29 protein-coding genes are annotated in these 22,566 nt (G+C 44.7%); 17 read left to right on the top strand and 12 right to left on the bottom strand.

Annotation, left to right across the window (positions count from 1 at the left end):
* The first annotated feature begins 28 nt into the window (after positions 1–28).
* Positions 29–1,150 carry a Card1-like endonuclease domain-containing protein gene (locus NBH15_RS17410; RefSeq protein WP_250823174.1) on the top strand — a complete coding sequence of 374 codons (1,122 nt, stop codon included), beginning with the start codon at positions 29–31 and terminating at the stop codon, positions 1,148–1,150.
* 356 nt (positions 1,151–1,506) lie between these two features.
* Here NBH15_RS17410 and NBH15_RS17405 read toward each other — a convergent pair whose 3' ends face one another.
* Together NBH15_RS17405 and NBH15_RS17400 are read right to left on the bottom strand one after the other, a co-directional pair.
* Positions 1,507–1,701, bottom strand: a complete 195-nt coding sequence (locus tag NBH15_RS17405) for a hypothetical protein (RefSeq protein ID WP_250823173.1) — start codon at positions 1,699–1,701, stop codon at positions 1,507–1,509.
* Between the two features lie 29 nt (positions 1,702–1,730).
* Positions 1,731–2,666 carry a sugar phosphate isomerase/epimerase family protein gene (locus tag NBH15_RS17400; protein WP_007653129.1) on the bottom strand — a complete coding sequence of 312 codons (936 nt, stop codon included), beginning with the start codon at positions 2,664–2,666 and terminating at the stop codon, positions 1,731–1,733.
* Between the two features lie 99 nt (positions 2,667–2,765).
* On the opposite strand from NBH15_RS17400, the gene NBH15_RS17395 reads away from it, so the two are divergent.
* The 3 genes from NBH15_RS17395 to NBH15_RS17385 all read left to right on the top strand — a co-directional run bounded on the left by NBH15_RS17395 (position 2,766) and on the right by NBH15_RS17385 (position 4,369).
* Positions 2,766–3,041, top strand: coding sequence for a zinc ribbon domain-containing protein (locus NBH15_RS17395; RefSeq protein WP_010803721.1), 276 nt, complete (start codon positions 2,766–2,768; stop codon positions 3,039–3,041).
* 36 nt (positions 3,042–3,077) lie between these two features.
* Positions 3,078–3,887, top strand: a complete 810-nt coding sequence (locus NBH15_RS17390; RefSeq protein WP_250823172.1) for an AraC family transcriptional regulator — start codon at positions 3,078–3,080, stop codon at positions 3,885–3,887.
* A 74-nt stretch (positions 3,888–3,961) separates the two neighbouring features.
* A complete protein-coding gene (locus NBH15_RS17385) occupies positions 3,962–4,369 on the top strand; it encodes a pyridoxamine 5'-phosphate oxidase family protein (RefSeq protein WP_224264851.1) in 408 nt (135 codons plus the stop codon).
* A gap of 107 nt (positions 4,370–4,476) precedes the next feature.
* On the opposite strand, the gene NBH15_RS17380 is transcribed toward NBH15_RS17385, so the two are convergent.
* Positions 4,477–5,166 carry a CDGSH iron-sulfur domain-containing protein gene (locus NBH15_RS17380; protein WP_250823171.1) on the bottom strand — a complete coding sequence of 230 codons (690 nt, stop codon included), beginning with the start codon at positions 5,164–5,166 and terminating at the stop codon, positions 4,477–4,479.
* 92 nt (positions 5,167–5,258) lie between these two features.
* Positions 5,259–7,820, bottom strand: coding sequence for a hypothetical protein (locus NBH15_RS17375; protein WP_250823170.1), 2,562 nt, complete (start codon positions 7,818–7,820; stop codon positions 5,259–5,261).
* An 815-nt stretch (positions 7,821–8,635) separates the two neighbouring features.
* On the opposite strand from NBH15_RS17375, the gene NBH15_RS17370 reads away from it, so the two are divergent.
* Positions 8,636–8,887, top strand: a complete 252-nt coding sequence (locus NBH15_RS17370; protein WP_233584475.1) for a hypothetical protein — start codon at positions 8,636–8,638, stop codon at positions 8,885–8,887.
* 19 nt (positions 8,888–8,906) lie between these two features.
* Here the strand turns inward: NBH15_RS17370 and NBH15_RS17365 are convergent, their stop codons facing one another.
* Entirely contained in the window at positions 8,907–9,380 is a 474-nt protein-coding gene (locus NBH15_RS17365; protein WP_007653114.1) for an Lrp/AsnC family transcriptional regulator, read from the bottom strand.
* A gap of 174 nt (positions 9,381–9,554) precedes the next feature.
* Here NBH15_RS17365 and NBH15_RS17360 point away from each other — a divergent pair, with 174 nt between their 5' ends.
* Positions 9,555–10,472 carry a DMT family transporter gene (locus NBH15_RS17360; RefSeq protein ID WP_122327892.1) on the top strand — a complete coding sequence of 306 codons (918 nt, stop codon included), beginning with the start codon at positions 9,555–9,557 and terminating at the stop codon, positions 10,470–10,472.
* Positions 10,473–10,493: 21 nt separating this feature from the next.
* Here NBH15_RS17360 and NBH15_RS17355 read toward each other — a convergent pair whose 3' ends face one another.
* Complete coding sequence (locus tag NBH15_RS17355) at positions 10,494–11,021, bottom strand: DJ-1/PfpI family protein (RefSeq protein WP_250823169.1); 528 nt, start codon at positions 11,019–11,021, stop codon at positions 10,494–10,496.
* Positions 11,022–11,186: 165 nt separating this feature from the next.
* Here NBH15_RS17355 and NBH15_RS17350 point away from each other — a divergent pair, with 165 nt between their 5' ends.
* Positions 11,187–11,540: a winged helix-turn-helix transcriptional regulator gene (locus NBH15_RS17350; RefSeq protein WP_007653108.1), complete on the top strand. Its 354-nt coding sequence runs from the start codon at positions 11,187–11,189 to the stop codon at positions 11,538–11,540.
* 18 nt (positions 11,541–11,558) lie between these two features.
* Here the strand turns inward: NBH15_RS17350 and NBH15_RS17345 are convergent, their stop codons facing one another.
* The 4 genes from NBH15_RS17345 to NBH15_RS17330 all read right to left on the bottom strand — a co-directional run bounded on the left by NBH15_RS17345 (position 11,559) and on the right by NBH15_RS17330 (position 13,820).
* The gene (locus NBH15_RS17345; RefSeq protein ID WP_007653107.1) at positions 11,559–12,494 is read right to left on the bottom strand and encodes a helix-turn-helix transcriptional regulator; all 936 of its coding nucleotides are present in this window, start codon (positions 12,492–12,494) and stop codon (positions 11,559–11,561) included.
* Between the two features lie 64 nt (positions 12,495–12,558).
* Positions 12,559–12,987 carry a pyridoxamine 5'-phosphate oxidase family protein gene (locus NBH15_RS17340; protein ID WP_010803728.1) on the bottom strand — a complete coding sequence of 143 codons (429 nt, stop codon included), beginning with the start codon at positions 12,985–12,987 and terminating at the stop codon, positions 12,559–12,561.
* Positions 12,988–13,117: 130 nt separating this feature from the next.
* Entirely contained in the window at positions 13,118–13,483 is a 366-nt protein-coding gene (locus tag NBH15_RS17335) for a helix-turn-helix domain-containing protein (protein WP_007653102.1), read from the bottom strand.
* Between the two features lie 43 nt (positions 13,484–13,526).
* The gene (locus NBH15_RS17330; RefSeq protein WP_250823168.1) at positions 13,527–13,820 is read right to left on the bottom strand and encodes a type II toxin-antitoxin system HigB family toxin; all 294 of its coding nucleotides are present in this window, start codon (positions 13,818–13,820) and stop codon (positions 13,527–13,529) included.
* A gap of 172 nt (positions 13,821–13,992) precedes the next feature.
* Here NBH15_RS17330 and NBH15_RS17325 point away from each other — a divergent pair, with 172 nt between their 5' ends.
* The 6 genes from NBH15_RS17325 to NBH15_RS17300 all read left to right on the top strand — a co-directional run bounded on the left by NBH15_RS17325 (position 13,993) and on the right by NBH15_RS17300 (position 17,686).
* Complete coding sequence (locus NBH15_RS17325; RefSeq protein WP_007653099.1) at positions 13,993–14,331, top strand: DsrE family protein; 339 nt, start codon at positions 13,993–13,995, stop codon at positions 14,329–14,331.
* A 57-nt stretch (positions 14,332–14,388) separates the two neighbouring features.
* Positions 14,389–14,805: a DUF3788 family protein gene (locus tag NBH15_RS17320; RefSeq protein ID WP_250823167.1), complete on the top strand. Its 417-nt coding sequence runs from the start codon at positions 14,389–14,391 to the stop codon at positions 14,803–14,805.
* Positions 14,806–14,811: 6 nt separating this feature from the next.
* Entirely contained in the window at positions 14,812–15,267 is a 456-nt protein-coding gene (locus tag NBH15_RS17315; RefSeq protein ID WP_250823166.1) for a DUF3795 domain-containing protein, read from the top strand.
* 93 nt (positions 15,268–15,360) lie between these two features.
* Complete coding sequence (locus tag NBH15_RS17310; RefSeq protein ID WP_128134534.1) at positions 15,361–16,221, top strand: DUF3658 domain-containing protein; 861 nt, start codon at positions 15,361–15,363, stop codon at positions 16,219–16,221.
* Between the two features lie 50 nt (positions 16,222–16,271).
* Positions 16,272–17,060, top strand: a complete 789-nt coding sequence (locus tag NBH15_RS17305) for an aspartate dehydrogenase domain-containing protein (RefSeq protein ID WP_128134535.1) — start codon at positions 16,272–16,274, stop codon at positions 17,058–17,060.
* A gap of 38 nt (positions 17,061–17,098) precedes the next feature.
* Positions 17,099–17,686 (top strand): sugar O-acetyltransferase, encoded by a 588-nt coding sequence (locus NBH15_RS17300; protein ID WP_128134536.1) that lies wholly within the window; start codon positions 17,099–17,101, stop codon positions 17,684–17,686.
* A 79-nt stretch (positions 17,687–17,765) separates the two neighbouring features.
* On the opposite strand, the gene NBH15_RS17295 is transcribed toward NBH15_RS17300, so the two are convergent.
* Both NBH15_RS17295 and NBH15_RS17290 read right to left on the bottom strand, forming a co-directional pair.
* Positions 17,766–18,650 (bottom strand): NAD(P)-dependent oxidoreductase, encoded by an 885-nt coding sequence (locus NBH15_RS17295; RefSeq protein WP_244051145.1) that lies wholly within the window; start codon positions 18,648–18,650, stop codon positions 17,766–17,768.
* 23 nt (positions 18,651–18,673) lie between these two features.
* The gene (locus tag NBH15_RS17290; protein WP_128134537.1) at positions 18,674–19,114 is read right to left on the bottom strand and encodes a GNAT family N-acetyltransferase; all 441 of its coding nucleotides are present in this window, start codon (positions 19,112–19,114) and stop codon (positions 18,674–18,676) included.
* 149 nt (positions 19,115–19,263) lie between these two features.
* Between NBH15_RS17290 and NBH15_RS17285 the strand changes: the two genes are divergently transcribed.
* The 4 genes from NBH15_RS17285 (at position 19,264) to NBH15_RS17270 (ending at position 22,158) form a co-directional block, all read left to right on the top strand.
* Positions 19,264–19,899 carry a GrpB family protein gene (locus NBH15_RS17285; RefSeq protein ID WP_244051146.1) on the top strand — a complete coding sequence of 212 codons (636 nt, stop codon included), beginning with the start codon at positions 19,264–19,266 and terminating at the stop codon, positions 19,897–19,899.
* Positions 19,900–19,902: 3 nt separating this feature from the next.
* Positions 19,903–20,430, top strand: coding sequence for a signal peptidase II (locus NBH15_RS17280; protein ID WP_128134538.1), 528 nt, complete (start codon positions 19,903–19,905; stop codon positions 20,428–20,430).
* Positions 20,431–20,537: 107 nt separating this feature from the next.
* The gene (locus NBH15_RS17275; protein ID WP_128134539.1) at positions 20,538–21,383 is read left to right on the top strand and encodes an AraC family transcriptional regulator; all 846 of its coding nucleotides are present in this window, start codon (positions 20,538–20,540) and stop codon (positions 21,381–21,383) included.
* Positions 21,384–21,390: 7 nt separating this feature from the next.
* Positions 21,391–22,158: a GNAT family N-acetyltransferase gene (locus tag NBH15_RS17270; RefSeq protein WP_128134540.1), complete on the top strand. Its 768-nt coding sequence runs from the start codon at positions 21,391–21,393 to the stop codon at positions 22,156–22,158.
* Positions 22,159–22,566: the final 408 nt, after the last annotated feature.

The following is a 22,566-nucleotide window of genomic DNA, read 5'->3' as shown; positions in this document are numbered from 1 at the left end:
GAACCTTAATTAATACATGATTTAAAACATGAAACATCAGATCATATTACTTGGCAAAGATATAACCTCCGTTTATCACGGAATCAAAGAATTCGGACCCGACCATGTGCATTTGCTTTGCACGAATGAAACAAAAGAGGTGGCAGCTCCCCTATTTCCGCTCCTGCCCGACGGCATCCGCCGGACATTATACCGGACCGAACCATACGACGGAGAACATGTCCGTAACGTTTGCCGCAAAATACACCAAACGTATCCTTCCGCCGAATTTGCCTACAACCTGTCGGAAGGTACCAAAGTAATGGCATTCGCAGCTTTCACCATCGCAAAAGAATACAGCGTCCCAGCTTTTTATCTGTCACAATTAGGCGAACTGATCCGACTGGACAGCTTTGAGAAATACCCGATGCAAAGCCAACTGAATAACAAGGAGATACTGGGACTGAGCGGAAATATCCTGACAGAATATCAGGACGCCAAACACCTGAGTGATACCGACGTGCAGGCTTCCGGCCTGATCAAACAGTTCATCGAACAATATCCGAAAGAGCACACCATGATACAGAAGTTCTTCAACATCTTCTGTAACAGGGAGCTGTCACGCCTTCCGGCATCACGTGTTTTTAAAAACGGACTACGTTTCAAACAGAGGCAAGGTACTTTTCTTGTTGCCCAACAGAACCGTGTGTTACTCAGGCTAACGACACCGAACGCCTGCATGCTGTTTTTCAAAGGACGCTGGTGGGAAACACTGGTAGCACATACAGTCAGATCATGGAGCCAAAAACGTCCCAACAGCCCAGAGGTATGGCAAAGCGTCCTGTTTCAGACAGAGGGAAACAATCCAAGGACAAAGAATGAAGTAGATGTACTGCTGAACAACCAACAGAAACTAATCTTTATCGAATGTAAATCAGGACAGGTCACCCAAAATGATATTTATAAGATTGATGCGGTGCGCGAAACATATGGCGGAGATATTTCTTTAGCCGTTTTAGCCAGTTATTACCCGGTAGAAGACAACCTGCGGGAGAAATGCAAGGATTTACAAATAAACCTGTTCGCCCCTTCTTATATAGAAGAGCGCATCAACCATCTGAACATGCTGCCTGCATGGCTTGAAAAGTTATCCAACTCCCTGCAACTATAAAATAAAAGAAGCCGTTCTACCTTCTCAGGCGGAACGGCTTTTATCAATCGATAAGTTTTTGCTAATCTAATACATATTAGAAAACAATATCGGGAGATAGATACTTACACTTATTCTAAATTCTAAACTTCATCATCATATTCATAGAGGGAAACTTGTTTGTTTCCCTAACACCTACTTACACTGCAAATGACGTGCCAAAAACAGCGAGGAACAGAAAAACAATCACTAACAAACTAGTTATCAGATAATAAAAGATCATTCCACACCATTTCCAATTTCACTCTACCGCAGAAGTGTGGTGGGGAATCAATGGGGAAATGGGGAATTTTTCCACACCACACTCCTATTGCATATCACAACTGTGTTCCTTTTGTTTCACAGATGGATTTCTTCTGTTTCACAGCTGTGATACGAATAAGGAATATGATAAAAAGAGAAGCATCTAAAGGGTTTACGGCACTGACTGCCGGGTAATCCTTAACAAACCGACAGATGACCGAAGTTATATCCCGACAAAAAAGCCAGTCCTGCAACAGACTGGCTTTCATTCGTACCTTATATATAATTGAGACTTTACTTATTTTACAAACTTTGCTTTCAACAGATAATCTGCACAGCCTTTCACCCCAGCAAACTGGGTACGACCATCCGGCATACCTTCCAGTTCCACGTAATATTCTTTCACTCCAATCTGATACGCCTGTTTGAAAATCATTTCAAAGTTCATGAAGCCGGATTGTCCCAAAATGGCGCGATCTTTAATATGCAACAGTTTAATACGATCCGGATATTTCTTCATATATTCCACCGGATCATTCTGCCCGATCACCGTCCAGTACACATCCATTTCGAAAAATACCAGATCAGGATCCGTATCTTTCAAAAAAAGATCATAGATTTTTTCGCCTTTATTATGACGACCAAAGACAGCTCCCGTACCTCCCGGAACTACTTTGGCAAACTCAAAATCATGATTATGATAACCGAACGGAATACCAGCTGCTTTGACAATCTTTCCAGCTTCATTGAATACATCGCAAACATAAGCAACCTCTTCCACACTACGGGTGCGTGGTTGTCCGGGCTGAACCAGATATTTCACACCTAACTTGGCATGATCGTCTGCCGTCTTTTTCCAATATTCCATAATTGTATTGCGGGTATCCGGCGTGTACTCGCCTGTCGGAGGATTCACATGGGAACTGGTGATCTTCAATCCGGCATCTTCTGCCATCTTCTTGAATTCCATCATATCGACACCATTGATCTTGCCATTATTGTAACCTGCCAGTTCAAGGGTAGAATAACCCATCTGTTTAAGTTGTTTCATTCCGGCAGGAACATCTTTGGTTAACTCGCCTCCTAAAGAATAAATCTGCAAACCGATACTTTTTTTGGCTGTCGTTTCCGTACGAACGGGAGTGGCTGCCTGTAACGCTTCTGCCTTTCCGGCTACTAACCCTCCAAGAGTTAGAAAAGAAGCACTTTTCAGGAAATTTCTTCTATTTACCATGGTCTATAAAATTTAAAGTCTCCAAAGGTATTATTTTAAATCTGAAAAATAATTCTATATTTGTCCTAATTTAAGAACCTTATAAATAAATTTAAGAGTATGGACCCTATTTATTGCCAAAGTTGCGGTATGCCGCTAGTTTCTGATACGGATTATGGAACCAACCAGGACGGAAGTAAGAACAACGAATATTGTGCTTTCTGTTTCAAAGACGGTAAATTCACTCAGGATGTAACGATGGAAGAAATGATCCAGATTTGCCTCCAATATTCAGACTCCTTCAAACATGAAAACGGTGAAAGCTACACCAAGGAGGAAGCCCTGGCGGGAATGCAGTATTATTTCCCCCAACTGAAACGCTGGAAAAAGGATTGAGTATCCGGCGAAACCTATAAAACCGTGTAGACCGTTATGTATCAGGAATATCCTCCATGCCAACTGCTTGCCCCCTATATTGACAAATACTGGGAGTTCAAGGGTGAAACCGAATACGATATGCACTATAAGATACTACCCGACGGCTGCACAGACTTTATCTTTTCTATCGAGGAACCGTCGCAACCCCTGAACGGAGAGATACTGATGCAACCCTACCGTTTCTATTTTGTCGGCCCGATGCGGGTTTACTCGGAGCTGGTGACCCGCTCTACCCGCCTTCATATGATGGGTGTCCGCTTCTCCCCCTGCGGACTGGCGGCTTTTGCCCGGATGCCTTTAGGCGAGTTTACCGACACGAGGGTCAATGCATCCGAGTTGAATGTCCTGTTCGACGATCATTTTGCAGAAATGTTGTGCGAAAAGGAGTCTTTACAGGAACGCATACATATAATAGATAGACATCTTATCGCCCGTCTGCCGGGACTCCAGCCGGTAGACCCGCAGATCATCCGGGCTACCGATCTGATCGTCCGGGCAAACGGGATGCTGCCCATACAGCAATTGACGGACAAATTGTACATCGGCCAACGGCATTTCGAGCGCAAGTTCAAACACATCACCGGCTATACTCCCAAAGAGTTCAGCAGAATCACCAAGTTCCGGTATGCAACCCGCGTATTAAGACAGATGAAGGGGGAAGATATGCAGCAATTGGCTATCGACTGCGGCTATTACGATCCGTCCCATTTCATCAAGGAATTCAGGAAGTTATCGGGGAGTAACCCCTCCGCTTTCATGGCTTTGCCGATACCGGAAGACGATCCGCTTACTTACATAGAATAAAGAAAGTCGATTTTTTACAACAGGAAGCGGGAAGTTTCCTTTATGTTTGCCGAACGAAATTAATACATCAGAACATGGAAAAAATCAAACAACAAGCAATCGATTTGCTAAATAAATGCGAAGTCTTAACCCTTGCCTCCATCGACGAACGGGGTTGTCCGCGTCCGGTCGTCCTGTCGAAGATTAAAACGGAAGGGATCGATACGATCTGGTTCTCAACGGGAACAAGCTCGGAGAAGACAAAAGATTTTATCAAAAACCCGAAAGCCGGAGTCGCTTTCTACGAAGGACACGACAGCGTTACGCTGACCGGCACAATCGAAGTGGTAAGCGATGTGGAAGAAAAGAAAGCCCTCTGGGTGGATTGGTTCTATGAGCACTTTCCCAAAGGGGTGGACGATCCGGAGTATTGCATTCTGAAGTTCACGGCTGAACAGGCAACGTACTGGATCGGCAATCAGTTTATCAAAGGAAAAATTTAACCGGTAGGTATCGGTCGAAAGATTGCTGCCAACGTTTTTCCGAAAAGCATGCACCCTCTTGGTAAAAAGCATGTATCCTTTTCGGAAAAACGTCGGCAGCTATTTTTTTAATCGTCCAGTTCTCCCTGGTTACGCATGTGTTTTCCGTCGCAGAACGGTTTATTCTGCGACAAACCGCAACGGCACAAAGTGACACGATTGCGGACAGGATAAACTCGTCCGTGCTCATCTTCTATCGGGATACCGCCTTTCACCCAGATAGGGCCGTGAACGCTGAGAGCCACGTCTTCGAGGATACTGATGCCTTCGGGCAGTTCCGGTTCGATACGTTTTCCGTCTTTCGTGACAGCTGTGAGACGTCCGCTGGGACAGTTGGCACATTGCTGTTTCACGATTTCAATCGTTTCGGCCGAGTCGCCCTCTTCCACTTGTTCCCAGGACGTACCGTGGGTATCACAGAAACGGGCCACAGCGCAAAGGCTTTCGGCGTCCAGCATATCAATCACCTTCCCTTCGTAGAGGACAGACATTTCATCGTATGTGTCATGACTGGCGGTCGTATCTCCTTTAAAGCCGTTTTTCTTATGCGTCCCGTCGCAGAACGGTTTGTTATGCGAACCGCCACAACGGCACAGATGATATACGCCTTCCGGAGCATACTTCTGTATTTCCTTATAACCGATGGAAGCACCTTTACGGTCGTTTACATAACGCAATTGGTTCAGGGGAATATCCCCGATCACTTCATAAGGCCCGTTGGGAAGAACCTTGATTTTCTTTTCACTATTAGCATCCATTACCTAAGTTGTTTTAATTTTATGTACTATTTAATAAACAACCGGCAAATGGGTTTGTTTAGGCATATCTCCGGAAAAACAATCCGGAAAGATCAGAAACCCAGCCCCAACTCAAACATAAAACGGAAACTATCGGTTGAGCCGAAGCAGGAATATTTCGTCGTAATCTTATTAATCAACGTCAGCCAGATACCTCCCCCGTAGGACGTATGCCATCTTTTGGATTGCTCTCCGGGAAACCAGACACGCCCGTAATCGAAACCGGCGAAGACACCATACTTCAGCGGGGTAAACGGATTCTTCAACTTCCCCATGTCCAGCCGAATGTCCGAATACTGGTAAAAAGATTGCTTTCCGATGAAACGGTTGTCCCTGTAACCACGCAATTCGGTGGATGCTGCCTGGTAAAACTCATACTTATTATTGAAAAGCTGCTGGGTTTTCGCCATCGTAGCCCAGGTAAGGCGGTCGGTTATTTTTACATCCAGTTCCACCGATGCTTCGGCGTAAGGGAAATTACGGCTTGCATCTTTCAGGTTCATCTTCCAACCTCCGGTAAGCGTCCCTCCCAGTTTGGGGATGAAGGAACAGATCTCTTTTTCCGTATGGAAGGAAAGTCCGAGGTCGATAAACAGGTTGGTTTTGAAGATACGATGATCCTCGGGGTAAAACTGGTTAATGAAACGGTCGTTGGTCTCCTTGGCTTTAAACATTTCCCAGGAAGCTTGCACGACCAACCTCTCCTTTTCGCTGAAATCCAGGTGGAAGGAAGGCGATAATTTGAACTGGCGGATATGCACGCGGTTATAGTTCTTCTTCGCATCCTTATAGCCCTCCGTATTGTTTCCGAAGCCGAAGAAATTGTAAAAGTTCCTCCGCGAGCTGATCGTTGCATCTATATTAAACGATTTCTTTCCGTCATAAGACGGAAAAATTCCCTGATAGACAAAGCCTTGTATATAGTTGTACCCGATACGGTGCTGGTAGGTAAAGGGTGAACGCTTGAAACCATACATCGTATAGGTAAAGAAGGTTCCGAGACTGAATCCCTTGTCCGAGTCGTAAATTCCCCAGGGAGTGAAAGACATCTTATGATGCTTTATCTTATTATAATCGTACTGATGAATCTCAGGGATATCCGAAAATACCTTTTTGACATGGGGCACGGTATCGAGGGCTGCCTTCCCCGACTCATATTCATAAACACGTATGTGGTGACCCGGTTCCATCCGGTAGGTATTCTTTCCTTTCCCGGCAATCAGGAAAACAGGCACCTCCTTGTTTGCCCTGCCACTTACTTCGAAACGGTCGTCACCCTCCAGGCCGTAGAGCCAGATCTCTTTTGTCTTTTTCCGGCTGTATTTCCGGTCGAACACCCGTTGCCCGGTCTGCTGGTCGTACATCTGTATGAACAGACTGTCCGGGTTATGGCGGTCGATCACGAAACGGTCTGAACGGTTGGTTCCCGTCAGCACCGGAGTTTGTTGCAACGAAGCAAAATAATTTTTTGCTATCACCTCCAGCTTCTCCCGCCTTTCCTTTATTATCCGGGTAATCCGTTTAATTTCTTTGTCTTCTATTCCTTTGGGAAGCCTTGAAAAAGCCTCGTCGATGATAGAGTCGGTAAGCGTCTGCCGGATAAATCGCGCCTGTCCGGTCCATACGGAAACGTCGCTTTGGGAAGTCAACGCCATATCCAAAGCAAAGCCCAACGTATTCTCTTTCCGGACACTTTTCGGGGAAGCGTCGTAATTGACGATGAAACCCAATCCCAGCACACGGAGCATTTGTTTGAACAAAACACCGTCTACCTTCGTAAAAGCGTGGTTACGGTCTATGACTATCGGGGCATAGAGGATGCTGTCTCCTTCGGAGCGGCCCAGCCAGTTCCAGTTTTCAGGTATTTTATTCCAGTCGCCTATCAGCATATCCAGCAGGCGTTCACGGATATAAAGCACCTGATCTACCTGAAAATTCTTGTTGGCCTGTATAGTATCCAACAATTCTTCCGTCAGGAGAATATTCGGACGGGTATTGAAATCCGGTACATCAATAACACTAACCAACTTATTTTCGATAGACGTCCCGTTGGCAACCGTATCGCGGGTCGAATGTTCCGGCAGGTAAAATATCCGCGAATTGTTTGAACTCAACCCCGACGAGCGTGCCAGATAATCGGCGGAAATAAAGGTATAGGGATTGATTATCGTATAGGCATCCCCGATAAACTGATCCAGGTAAGTATTTTTAAATACCTTCTTGTTATAGACTTCCTGGAAGAATTTCGACTCGATAAATGTGGTATATCCGCCTAACGGTTTCAAAAGACAGAGTTGTTGCTGGTTGTTTTCAAGCAATAATCCTTGAAAATCGGCAGCCTGTTCAACCACCTTCACCCCTCCCCACAGCGATTGCAAGGTAACGGCGGGAACGGTAATAGGGAGAGAATAAAGTGTGCGGTAATGCTCGCCCCACAGCTTATTATACAAATCGCTTTTGCGCGTGGCAGAAGGAGGGTAAATGGATTTTCGGACAAGAGAATCACCTTCGCCCACCCGTGGTAAGACAGAGGCCGTCATATCCGCAGAAAAGACAAACAGCATAACAAGAAAGACTATATAAGAAGCAGGACTAAGCCGCATTTTCATCATCATCAGATAATTAAACAGTAATTACATCCTACAGATAAACACCTGTATATATAAGTAACACATCAGGCATTTAACTTGTTTTATTCATACTGCCCGGCGACCTGTCCCAGTTTCTTTGCCATCTCTTAACAGCCTTCCTGTATTTAGCAAACTGTCAATTCACCCCATTCTTAAAGGAGCTGTACGTAGACTAATCAGTACCTGTCTTTTTTCATGCAACTGTCCGCGACTTAACAAATAACACTTCATTCAGATAAAGCCCAATAAAGTGACATTATAAGACTAAAAAAGAATAGAACGAATCACTCAAGCAATAAGATCTCCCATACGAAGCAAATTTGTCAATCTATTTGCAATGCTTATTTACTATGCTACAGAAAATAAAAATGTTATTCAACATACGATTTTAGCACAAAACTACTTTCAGGAAGACTCGATTAAACACTTATTAACCATTATCCTATTTAAAACAAACCTCCATTTCGTTTTAAACAAGTTTTTTGTTCGTTTTAAACGAAGTTCAAATTCCTTTAAAACGAAATGAAAAAGCATTTATCGGGAAGCAACTGTTAATTTTTGTATCCACAAGCATTCTGTAAGATAGATTTAAACCAGCGCACTCGTCACAAATAATCGAATAATAAAATCCTTATGCTTAATAAGCAATATATTTTATTACATTTTGTCAATTACAAATAAATACACAATAATTTGCATAACATTTATGGTCTTGAGCTATTTTTTTCCGTTCTTTGTTATGCAGTTGAATATTCATCCTTAATTATAAGCTTATGAGTTTTGCCGGCCATGTTTTCGATATGATACGAAGAAATAAGGAAGATCGCGAAAAGCTCAGCCAGCTTCGCGGGAAGGGAAAAGATATGCGTACCAAATATTCTTCCCATATCCCAAACATCAGTGTCGAAGAATATGAAAAGATCAACCAACAATTGAAAGAACGTGAAAAAAACGAACAAACCTACATTTCACGAATAAAACTATTTGCTTTAGCTGCTATCATAGCCATAGTTATGCTATCATGGATTCTATTCAAACTCTTTTCTTGGTAAAAACAGCAAATTATCAATGTCACTCCCCCGGCACAACCTTCAGGGCGGTCGTATGCTTGATCTCGTTCAACACGAAGGAACTCTGCATCTTTACGATGCCATTTACTTTGGTTAGTTTGTTAAAGACAAACTGGTCGTATGCGGCCAGGTCTTTAACAACTACCTTTAGAAAAAAATCGTAGATGCCGCCGATCGAATAACATTCCATCACCTCATCAATCTCTTGTATCTCTGCTTTGAAACGCTGGATATGCTCATCGTTGTGCACCGCCAGCGAAACATTACAGAAGACCACCAGCGGAAGTCCTACCTTCTTATTATCCACCAGCGCTACATAATTCCTGATATACCCCTCTTCCTCCAGCCGCTTCACCCGTTCGTAAACAGGCGTTTTCGAGATGTTCAGTTCCGCCGACAACTCTTTCATGTTCACTTTTGCATTATTCTGCAACGCCTGTAAAATCTTAATATCAATCTGATCCAGTAAAGCCATAGTATTTTTTCCTATTTTCGTTATCAAAGTTATTCCTAAAACATACAACGTCCTGTATTCACTCCAAATATAGGAATAATTCCTTATTTTAAATAAATCACCAGAACTGATTTACTAAATACATATATTTGCAGTACGATTTTCCTGAATTATTAATAGAAATTTACCGACAACATGGCAAAAACAAATCTGACTTACTGGTATCACCTGATCGCGATCATAACGGTTATTATCTGGGGTACTACATTCGTATCGACAAAAGTACTGATCCACCACGGGCTTTCGCCGGTCGACATCCTCTTTTACCGTTTCGCGCTGGCTTATATATGTATCTGGTTTATCTCGCCGAAGGTGTTGTTTGCCCGGAGTAAGAAAGACGAGCTTATGTTCGTTGCCGCCGGACTTTGTGGGGGATCAATCTATTTTATTACTGAAAACACGGCTTTAGGCATCACGCTGGCCTCGAATGTGTCGCTGATTATCTGTACAGCTCCTATCCTGACGGCATTTCTTTCGTTGCTTTTCTATCGGCAGGAAAAGATAAAGCCAAACCTGATATATGGCTCGGTCATGGCCTTGATCGGCGTAGCGTTTGTGGTGTTCAACGGTAGTTTCCTGCTGAAAATCAATCCGCTGGGAGATATGCTTACGCTAATTGCCGCATTGATGTGGGCGTTTTACTGCCTGATACTGAAACAGATGGGGAACCGTTATCCGACATTGCTGATTACGCGGAAAGTGTTTTTCTACGGGCTTGTCACGCTAACGCCGATGTTTCTGATTCATCCGTTGAATACGGATACCACGATCCTCTTCAACCCGATCGTGGCAGCTAACCTGCTGTTTCTGGGAGTGATAGCATCGATGCTTTGCTACATCATGTGGAACACGGCGGTAAAAGAGCTAGGGCCGTTCCGTACGGCAAATTATATCTATATCGTTCCGCTGGTGACGCTGATCACTTCGGCCATCGTGATTGATGAAATTATCACGGTCGTTGCCCTGATCGGTTCAGTGTTTATCCTGAGCGGGGTGTATATTGCGGAAAGAGGGTTTCGGTTCGGAAAGAAACAGAATTGTCCCCCAAATTGAGGGACAATATAAAAACTATTCTTATTTCAGTGCCTCAACCACCTTCGGCAGCATCGTCCAGATGGCATTTTCGCACTGGGCGGTGTAGAAGTTTCCGTCTATTTCAGATTTTTCGTCGGTGGCCAGTCCGGATTGGATGGCGGTTTTTGCCAGCGGATGTACGGCTACTTTCTTGCCTTTCGCAACACCTGAAATTTCAAACATCAACGCAGCTGCACAATGGCCTATCATCATCTTTCCTTTATCACCAAAGGCTTTGATGACAGCCAGCATATCCTGGTTGTACTGCTTTCCGGCGTTTTCGCTGAACACAGGAACGGCATCCCCACAACCGAACACTAAAGCGTCAAACTCGTCCTCATGCCCTTTCAGGTTGGCTACCACATCGTCCACCGTCAGCTTAATACCCGAATTAGTCTTAATCTCTGTCGTTTCGGCAACAGCAAATACCTTATAAGAAATTCCATTTTCAAAAAATGCTTCCAGATACTGGAACAAACCTGATCCGTTTACCGGATTTACTGCTAAAACTGCTACTCTTTTTGACATAATTGTAATTATTAAGTGAAACAATAGTTACCTTTCGTAAGTTTATTACCTTTGTGCAGCAAATGTAGACGTTCCGTGCGAAACAAACAAGAACGCACTCCGGGATAAGCTACTTACACAGAGGTAACTATTATTGAATTTCAGTTTGATAGAAAAAGGAAAAAAATGAAAAATTTTCACCCCACAGGAAATTGTCCGGTAAGGGATGTGCTCAGCCGGCTGGGCGACAAATGGTCGATGCTTGTCCTGACTACTTTGAGCGTGAACGGCACGATGCGTTTCAGCGACATTCACAAGACCATCGACGATATTTCACAGCGGATGCTGACCGTCACGCTCCGGACTTTGGAGGCCGACGGCCTGGTGCACCGCAAAGTATACCCCGAAGTGCCGCCCCGCGTGGAATACTGCCTCACGGAACTGGGCACAACTCTGATGCCACATATCGAAGCCCTTGTAAATTGGGCGGTCGGAAACATGGACGAGATACTGACGAACCGGCAGACTGCCGGGCAGTAAATCGCCGGAAGGACGGCGTTACAGCTTGATTTTCGCAATCAACTCCCTGACGACCGTTTTGAGTTCGGGCGGCCCGATAATCTCGGAGCGGTCGGCAATGGAGAGATACCAGCGACCGAATGCTTCGAGCGAATAGGTCTGGTATTTCTGGAGGTAATACTCTCCGTCGGGTTGCTCGTCGTAAAGTCCGTAAGTGTACTTGGAGACTTCCGTATCGCGTGCGACATCGCGGTGGACACGAAGTTTCACCTCGATATCGACTTCGGAATAATAGACTTGTTCTATCAGTTCGTTCAGCGGAGGATGTGCTTCCTCAAAATCGTTTTCGGTCAAAGATAGATGGACAATCCTTCCCAGGTGGAAAGTACGGTAATCCCTCCTCAACTTGCACCAGGCGAGGACATACCAGATGCCTCTCGAGAAAAACATGCCCTGAGGCTCGACCGTCCGTTCGGTGACCTGGTGGTTATAGCCGGCACGGTAGGTCATCAGTAATTGCTTCTTATTCAACAAGCCTTTCAGAAGCGGCTGAAGGACATTTCCGGGGATAGCAGGCGGTGCGCTGTAACTCCCCGAAATCCGGATGTACTGGTCGAAATGGTGAAGGATATCTTTTTCGGCTGTTTTCAGTACTGCACGTATCTTATCCATGCCACTGCGGAACAGTCCGTAGGTATCGCCGTCGGTCTGATGGCTGACAAGTTTCTCCGCCACCAGGAAAGAGAGAGCCTCCTCGGTATTGAACATCAGGGGCGGCAACTTGAAACCGTCCACCAGCGAATACCCTACCCCGGCCTCGCCACCGACAGGGATGCCGGACTCTTCAAGCGCACGTATGTCGCGATAGACCGTCCGGAGACTTACTCCGAACTGCTCCGCAATCTCGCTTGCCGTGACAACAGGGCGGGATTGCAGCTTGACCAGGATAGCGGATATTCGTTCCAGACGGTTCATTGTACGTGTTTCTTCAGTTGATTTTTTTACAAAGATATCAACTTTCCGGGTATCTGTCGAACGATTAGCAAATCATCGCCCGGATTGATTGGGGGATCAGGCGGATGATGCAAATGCCGTCGCCGGTAGGGCCTTCGGGGGAGTATTCGTTCATCCAGTCTTGCCAAAGTTCGCGCTTCAATTCCACGTCGGTGACAATCTCGGCCTTACCCGCAATCTGCATCTGGCCGCCTTCCAACGTAGCGTACATCACTTCGCAGCGCGGATCCTGACGGAGGTTCGCTAATTTCTGCGTGGTGGCTTCTGTCGCGAAATGGAGTTGCTGCAATGTTTGTCCAGCCAGGTTGTTCAAGGCCGAAAGACGCGGGCCTGTCTCGGCATTGCAGGTGGCGATGATGCCGTATTCAAATCCCTTGATAAACTTTTCCGCTTCTTCCACCTGCTCTTTCGTCATCCCGGAAACCTCTCCTAAATAATACAATTTTAATTCCATCTTCGTAGCTTTTTAATGTTTATACTCGAACTATGGGGCAAAGGTATGGGGCGGGGGTGACAACAGTATGTCAGGAGGAAGAGGATAATTAACTACAATACAGATTTTATTTCCACACTTATAATAAAAGCTATACCCCCAAAACAATATTAGCGTCAATATTCAGCTTCCGGCTTATGTCTCTGGCTACTTTCAACGTAGGTTCGCATTTACCGGAAAGATACTCACTAACCCGGGAAGGACTCACGCTCAACAGTTCCGAGAGCTTAGTTTGAGTAAGATTCATTTCATACATACGAAGTTTAAGAACGTCCACCAGCAACGGAGTTTCCACAGGAAAATGTTCTTCTTCATAATCAGCGACTAAATCAGACAGCAAATCCAACTCAAGGTAATTCTTGTCATCCGTAGGAGTGTTATTACTTACAACTTTCAGCAATTCTTCAATTCTTGCACAGGCCGCATCATACTGTTTTTTATCTTTTATCTTTGCCATAATTTACTTACAGTTTATACGTGTGTCTCACGAATACAAAATCCTAAATTTTGGAACAATCTATTTCATCGTATTCTTTATGTGTGCCGATAAAGCGGATGAAAACCTTCCTGGCGGCAAACAAGATTATCGCAACCAATCTATACTCATTGCCCTTAATATTGAAAACAAACCTGTCATTACCCACATAATCAACACTATTGAACGTTTGCTTTATATCTGCCAGGCATGACCAGTCACTCTTTTCCGTCTTTTTGTACCAATCTCTCAAAGGAACATCTGCGTCAGCATGCTTCTTAGAATATTCCCTCAGAGTAGCAAATGTGATTATTCTCATGATTACTTCTTTGCGACAAAGCTACCCACTATTTTCCAAATATCAAAACATTTTTCCAATATTCAGAAATAACTCTAATAAAAAACAGAGATTATCCATCAAGTAATATTTAGTTCTATTTCTTTTATATACATTTGCGAACAGGCATAAGCCTATAATAAATCATCTTACCATGAACGACAAATTAAACATTCTCTGGACAACCGACAATAAAGACACCATATTCAATATGTTAGCCATGTACACCCTCAACTCCAAAAAGAGAGGCTGGTGGCAGGAAGTGAATGTGATTCTTTGGGGAGCTTCCGTAAAGTTAGCCGCCCAAGACACACAGGTTCAAACGGAAATTCTGGAAATGCTTCAAACAGGTGTCACCGTCGAAGCCTGCCAAGACTGCTGCGAAAGGTTCGGAGTGAAACCTGTAATCGAGAAACTGGGAGTTACCGTCAGATATATGGGAGCTCCGCTAACCGAATATCTCAAAAACGGAGAAAAGGTATTGACTCTTTGATTTGTAAGATATACCTACAAAATAAACTTTATTTTTCACACCGAAATACACAACATTATGGAACTTCCTATTTTAAAAGACAAAAACATCTTCCCCACAAATGAAGTCCTTGCTGACGTTCTGGAGGCTAGTTTCCCTGCATTCGAAGCGTTCAGCGCATCGGCTGAAGCCGCCGGCCTGACACTCGAATGGAACTATTACAACGACGGGAAAGCTTGGTTGTGCAAAGTCCTGTCGAAGAAGAAAAACCTCGCGTGGCTGGTTGTCTACCAGAACTACTTCAGGACCACCTCCTACTTCACCGAAAAGCATCTGAACCGCATCGCCGACATGGAAATTACGGAAAGCATCAAAGAGGAATTCTACCGGGCGAAACCCAGTGGTAAACTCATCCCTATGAGCGTTGTCATCACCGAAAAAGAACAGGTGAAGGATGCCTTGTCGATGATACTTTTCAAGAAAGGATTAAAATAAACGCATATGCAACCTAACGAGATCATAAAGAAAAACATCGCCCCTTGCGGACTTCACTGCGGGGGTTGCTTTGCCTTCAACGGTGGCAACATACAGAAACACAGCACCGAACTCATCAAAAGCCTGGGTAACTTCGATGTTTATGCCCAACGCTTCGTCACCATGCTCGACGAACCAGTCTTCGAAAACTACCAGAGTTTCAAAATGATGCTGCATTATTTCTCGGAAGCCAAATGCAACGGCTGCCGCGAACAGGCATGTGCCCTGTTCAAAAGTTGCCATGTCAGGGATTGTTTCCGTGAGAAGGGTGTCGATTTTTGTTTTCAATGTACCTCTTTCCCCTGCGAACAAACCGGGTTCGACGAACATTTGCAAAAACGTTTCATCTCCATCAACGAAAAAATACGGAAAATCGGCATCGAAAACTATTACGAGGAGATAAAAGATGTTCCTCGATATTAGTTTTACTGCTTGACAAACAAGAGAATGACCAGCAAAGCATGCCTACCGGACAACTACAATATGTAAATATTAATATATAACTTATCTGATTTCATGAACAAAACATTACATATAGCTTCAGAACCATCAGGAATAGGTACAATAAAGTTATTTTTTAAAAGATCAGGCATCAACGACAAAGTCTTAGTTTTTGAAAATACACTTAAACATGCTTCTCTTTCCTCCATTAAAGATTTAAGTAATGAAGGACTGAAAAGACGATCACAATCTCTTGAAAAACTGATTGGGAAACATCATTTTCCTGACAGTCATCTGATAACTTTACAGGACTTCATAAAATATGATTTCGATAAATACGATAATATCGTTGTTTGGCATGGAAATGATGTTAATGGACGACTCTTTTTTTATATGGCTTGCTCACTAATCAAAGGTCAGTTATATGAAGCCGACACCACTGAAATAAAGGTTTTATTTCCTCATCTTGAACAAAATCCATTTATATTGCCGCTAGCATGTTGCTCTATCGATAATATAGCTGTTTTATATGATAAGATTAAGCACATATCAGATAATCAAAAAAAAGAGTACGCTTTACTTTGGGAAAAATGGTCGCAATCGGATGCTCCAATAAGAATTATCAATAAAGAGAATGCAATCCAGGAAGTGGAAGAAGATTATTTTGACGAATCTATTCTCTCCAATTGTACTAACGAATTCCGAAATGTAGCACGAGTTATAGGAGAAACTTTATACGGCAGCAACTTTCTCATAGGTGACTCATTTCTCCACATAAGAGTCATCGACTTAATCACTCGCAAGAAGTTATCTGCACAAGAAAACGAAAAATTCACACAAGAAATAGCAGCATCTAATCTGTCGGATAAAAACAAAATCGTTATAAATGGAGTAAATGTAACCGAGTTAAGGTTTTTCTCTATCAAGAAACTATAACCAGGTGTCAGATATCGGATGATACTATAAAAAATGTACCTTTGCCCATCATGAAGAAATTAGTAATTGTCGGATGCGGACGGCTGGGCGGCATCGTCGCCGAAGCCGTTATTAAGGGCATTTTGCCTGAATATGATTTAGTAGGTGTCTATTCCCGTACGGTATCGAAGGCCGAAAGCATGGCCGCCCGGATGCAGGAACAGGGAAAACCTTGCCTAGTGTGTACAACCATAGCGGATTTGCTGGCGCTGAAACCCGATTACCTGGTGGAAGCCGCCTCCCCTGCCGCCATGAGGGAATTGGCTATCCCCACCCTGAAAAACGGTACTTCAATCGTAACCCTTTCTATCGGAGCGCTTGCCGACGACGACTTCTACCGCGAAGTCTCGGAAACAGCCAAGGCACACGGCACGCGCGTCTACCTGGCCTCCGGAGCAACCGGCGGTTTCGATGTGTTGCGAACGGCTTCCCTGATGGGAAATGCCACCGCGAAGTTTTTCAACGAAAAAGGCCCCAACGCCCTGAAAGGCACGTCCGTCTACGACGAATCGTTGCAAACAGAACAACGTACCGTCTTCTCCGGAAGTGCAACAGAGGCCATCAAGCTCTTCCCGACTAAGGTCAATGTCACCGTTGCCGCCTCACGGGCTTCGGTAGGCCCCGGGAACATGCAGGTCACAATGCAGTCCACCCCCGGATTTACGGGCGATACACAACGGGTAGAGATCAGGAACGACCAGGTACATGCCGTAATCGACGTCTACAGCGCGACAGCCGAGATAGCCGGTTGGTCGGTAGTGAATACGCTGCTGAACATCACCTCACCCATCGTCTTTTAAGAGGTTCATAAACAATCCTTACCGAAAAAACAGTCATTATGGAAACCAACTATCAGAAATTCCTGTCGGGAGAATATTGCAACCGCCTGGATAAAGAAGTGTTTGATATGATCGTCCGTAACAAACGGTTGCTTGCGGAATTCAATTCGACCGACATTTCAAACAGCGAAGCAAGGACAGCTTTGCTGCATGAACTATTCGGTCGCGTCGGAAAACATTCAAGAGTCGATATAAACTTCCACTGCGAATGCGGTAAACATATCTTTATCGGGGATAAAGTGATTATCAACATGAACTGTACCTTCCTCGACAACAATTATATAACGATAGGAAATAACGTCCTGATAGCTCCCAACGTGCAACTCTACACTGCAACCCACCCGGTAAGTGCGTCCGAGAGATTTGTGGAAGACTGGGATGAAAACTCGGGAGAGCTGTTCTTTCGTACAAGAGCGCTGCCTATCACGATAGGAAACGATGTCTGGATTGGTGGCGGAGTAATCGTACTGCCCGGCATTACTATCGGCGATAACTGCGTAATCGGTGCCGGAAGCGTTGTCACCCGGTCAATACCCTCCAACAGCCTGGCGGTCGGGAATCCCTGCCAGGTTGTCAAAACGATATAAAAACATAGGGCACGCGGATAAAACACTGATAATTAATATTTTTCAGCGGTTATCCGTGTGCGACCTATTCCAACTCTGTTTATTTGCAATTGGCTGAAAGGTTTGCCAGCACTTTCTCACTCAGACGGTCAAAAGCCTGGCGCGTACGTCCTGTCGAGACTTGCATGCAACGTACATGCGGATGGTTCAACAGGTGGCTGTCTCCCAATGCTCCGGCAGTATCGCAGAAGCAGAGGTTGTCGCCTTCGAGCCATTTCATGAAGGGAGCCTCGTCCCAGGCCGGAGACAAACCGGTATTAAACAGTATCTTTTTATTGCCCAACTGCCCGAATTCGGCTTCATGCAACAGGACGGTGTTCTTATTCAGGCAACAGAAAACGGCTTCGCTCTGTGACAACAGTTCACCAAGCGGCAGGAAACGGTAGCCCTTCCCGCGTGCCGCCTCTTTCTCGCTCCGGGCGAAATAGGCAACATCAGCCCCGAAGAACTTCAAGGCATCCGCTATCATGCCACCGGACTTACCCAGTCCTACGATACCGACTTTCATCCCAGTAATCTCACGGGGAATATCGTCCCACGCCTCCTGCTCAAAACCATGCAGGCAACGCACCAGTTCGCTGATCACATACTCCACTACCCCTTCATCACCATAATCGCGGATACCGGTGACAACGATACCCTGTTCGTTCGCATAACGGATATCAACATTCGCGCTTTCCGGCGAGTAAAGCGAGCAACACATCCCGATATACCGGACGTTCGGACACTTTTCCAGTGCCGCCCTCCCAATCCGCGAGGTGTAACTTAGCAAAACAGCGTCCGCATCCCCGATACGGCTTGCCACCTCCTCATCGCCGGAGGGTATATCGTCGTACATAATAACTTCTTTCGCAAAATTTTGCAATTTCTTTTCTGCTGATGGAATCAGGCTTACAGGCTCTATCGCCACAAGTTTCTTAAACATCGGAATTTCTACTTATTATATTTTTAAAAGACTAAATCACAATTCTGTTCTACGCCATTCACTTCAGCGCCTAGCTTCTTATAAAAATCAATAGCCGGATGGTTCCAACCCGACACCTGCCAACGCAATTTATGGCAACCTGTTTCTTTCGCATGGGAAATAACCTTCTGTATCAAAGCCGAGCCCAGACCTTGCCCTCTGAAATCAGTTTTCACATACAAATCATCCATATACAATGATTTACCTATCCAGGTATAATAACAAAAGAAATAAGTTGCATAACCAACGATTTGATTATCGGACGTCTCCGCCACAAAGCAATTAAAATAATCTTTTTCGGCCACCATTCTTTCTACCGTATTTGTCATCATTTCCGGTAAATTCTCAAATTCGGCAAGTTCTTTAAACAAAGCATTAATCTGATTGAAATCCGAGGTTTCGGCTTTCCGTATATTTATTTCCATGATTTTACTGTCTTATTTATATCTAATCTTCGCATTGCACGTCTGTAAAAGTATGAAATTTATTCGAAAAGTCACCTTCCCCCTTTTGTATTTCACCCGGATAAACAAGAATAGGTTATATATCGAAAACTTATCCTACCTTTGGGAACATGGAAACAAAGAAAGCTACAATCAGCAAAATCAACGTTGTTGTCGACATGAAAAAAAAGAACTTGAACGAAATGAGCAACGAGGAACTTTGGCAACTGTTCCCTATTATACTGTCGCCCCATAACCCGGAGTGGCCCGGACGTTACGAAACAGAAAAAGAGCTGCTCGTAAAAACCATCGGAGCGGAAAACATCATCCGTATCAACCATATCGGAAGCACTGCCATCCCCGGTCTGACAGCCAAACCGACGATCGACATTTTGCTGGAGATACAGCAGGAAACCGATTCCGCCCGCCTCATCCCAACTATCGAGTCAGCAGGTTATATCTATTGCCACAAACCCGACAACCCGCCTCCCCACATGATGTTTATGAAAGGATATACGCCCGAAGGATTTAAAGGTCAAGCCTTCCATCTCCACATAAGATACTCCGGTGACTGGGACGAACCTTATTTCCGCGACTATCTCCTCGCCCATCCCGATACGGCCAAGGCCTACGGCGAGTTAAAGGTCAAACTACAAAAGCTATACGAACACGATCGCGACAGCTACACCGATGCGAAAACCGATTTCATCCGGGAGATAACAAACCGGGCAAAAGAACAGATTACTTATCTCACAAACACGAAATAAATAATGAAGACCAAAGAGATTATATGGTGGATACTTCTGCTGGTCGTCATTGATCAGGCGACAAAGATTGTAATCTATCATTTTTATATGGATACCCATTTTGAAATTATCCCCTCGCTATTCGAATTCAGTCCGGTATTCAACGACAAACACAGCTACGTCAACTATCTTCTGAACCAGAAACTGAATATCAATATGGGCTTCTGGATCCACATGGTCATCTTCGCCGTGGCCGAATGTATCATACTGGCATTATACATTTTCCTCAGAAGCCTATCAAAAAAAACAAAGCTCCTCGACACCGCCATTACCTTTCAAATCGCGGGACTGATCTGTGCTTTGCTCGGCAATATCGTCTGGAAAAAGGGGGTATTGGATTTCATTTATCTCAAGCCCCTATTTATTTTCGATCTGAAGGATTTATACAATAACTGTTTTGTTGTTTTCCTTCTTATATATGTACATAAGTACAGGGAAAAAGTAAATACGACAAAAATAAAAGAGGTCATCAACCTGCTCCGCAACAGATAGAAGAGGCTGACGCACAGGAAGCAATCGAAACGAAAACGAATTTGGCCGGATTGGACAACTCCCGATCAGTATAGATTGCCTACTTTTGTCCCTAAAGAATCAGAAGTATGCGAAGCAGTACCGAAAATATCTATCAGGAAAAGGTGAACCAGGTAATCGATTACATCAGCGCTAACCTACACCAGCCGTTACAGCTGGATGTAATAGCCGAAAGGATCTGCATATCCCGGCGGCAGTTGCTCCGCATCATGCGCTCCGCCCTCAACGAATCCCTCTATGCCTACATGGCCAGGCAGCGGATGGAACGGGCTATCATGTATATGCAGACGGAGGAAATGACACTTGCCGAGCTGGCCGCACGGGTAGGTTACGACAATCCGCAGTCGTTCTCGAAAGCCTTCAGGAAGCTATTCGGTATCTCGCCGAAAGCCTATATCAACGAATTGAACGCCCGCTTGCAGGAATATGTGAAAAGCAGCGGCGGCAAATACGAAACCGCCTCTTCGGAAATCTGTGAGGAGGAAGATCTGAATCTGATTTATATCCGCATCGTGGGACAGTACGGAGAGGAAATGCCTTACAAAACGGCCTGGGACAAACTGATGAAGTTCCTGAAAGAAAAGCAGGCACTATCCGCCGCCACCCGCTTTATTGGTCTGAGTTTCGACGATCCGAACGTCACCATAGCCGGACAATGCCGCTTCTACGCCTGTGCAACGATAGATAAACCGGTCGAAGCGGTAGGCGTCTTCGGCACACTCCGACTGCGGAAAGGGAAATATGCCGTTTATACGTTGAAAGACAGTTATTCCAACCTACAGGAGTTTTACAACAACATCAGCGTCAGCTTCAACCACACTATCCGTCACGGGATGCTTTTCGAGGAATACATCCATTATACCGGAACGGACAGCGAAGCGGCTCTAACCAAGATTTACATACCCATAAAATAAGATCATCATGGAAACGAAATACATCACCCTGACGAAGGAAAATATCGCAACCGAACATATCTGCTGCGCCTTCTCCGACAAAAAATGCAAGGAAAGTTATGAACTGAAAAAGGAATGGCTCAGGAAAGAGTTTGATAACGGATATGTATTCCGCCGTCTTGACGAACGCGCCAAAGTATTTATCGAATATGTTCCCGCCGAAAAGGCATGGGTTCCCGTTGATGCCCCCGCTTATCTGATGATAAACTGTTTCTGGGTTTCAGGGCAATATAAAGGATGTGGACATGGAAAGGCCCTGCTGCAATCCGCCATCGACGATGCCAGGGCACAGGGAAAAGCGGGGCTGGTCACCGTAGCGGGTACATCCAAGTTCCATTTTATGAGCGACACCAAATGGCTTTTGCACCAGGGTTTCCAAACGGTCGAAAAACTGTCCGACGGTTTCAGCCTGCTGGCTTTGAAAATCGACTCCGAAGTCCCTGACCCGTCGTTCAAAACAAGCGTGCGAAGCGGAGAATGTGAGGAAAAGAACGGCGTGGTCGTCTATTACACCAACCGTTGCCCATTCACGGAATTTCATGTGCGCGGTACACTGGCAGAGGTGGCCGAAAGGAAAGGTATACCGCTTAAAATCATCAAACTGGAGACGATGGAACAGGCACAAGACGCTCCTACCCCAGCTACCATATTCACCCTTTTCTACAACGGGAAGTTCGTTACGACTGACGTCAGCGTATGTATGGAGAAACGGTTCGAGAAGATTGTCGGGATTTAATCGCCCGTCTGCCAACGGATGAGTTACCCGAACAAATCGGCGGGAAACTCTAATTCGAGTAACAGCAGCTTCGCTGGGAGACCTTCGGTATAACCTATCAGACGTGCAATACCGAAACTCAATAGGATGCCGATTAACACAATCACTGTATATCGCTGTAGCAAATTATAAAACATTGAACTACACATATAAATATAAACTCAACAACTTATAATTTACTTTTATAAATACAGAAACTTATATGCAATTTGAAGTCAACAAGGAACTAGTCAAAACAATAATAAGTTATGCGAATCAGGAGTTGGCGACCTGATTCAAAGATTAAAAATTAACATAAGAAAGTAGAGCAATTGCCAATTTTCCAAAGGAGTGTACCAACAGCCCTTTGGTAGCTCTTACTTTAGACGC

The organism is Parabacteroides caeci (genome assembly GCF_023656795.1).
GTDB classification, from domain to species: Bacteria; Bacteroidota; Bacteroidia; order Bacteroidales; family Tannerellaceae; genus Parabacteroides; species Parabacteroides segnis.
Note: the sequence above shows the minus strand (reverse complement) of the source record. Positions and strands in the feature narration are given on the sequence as shown.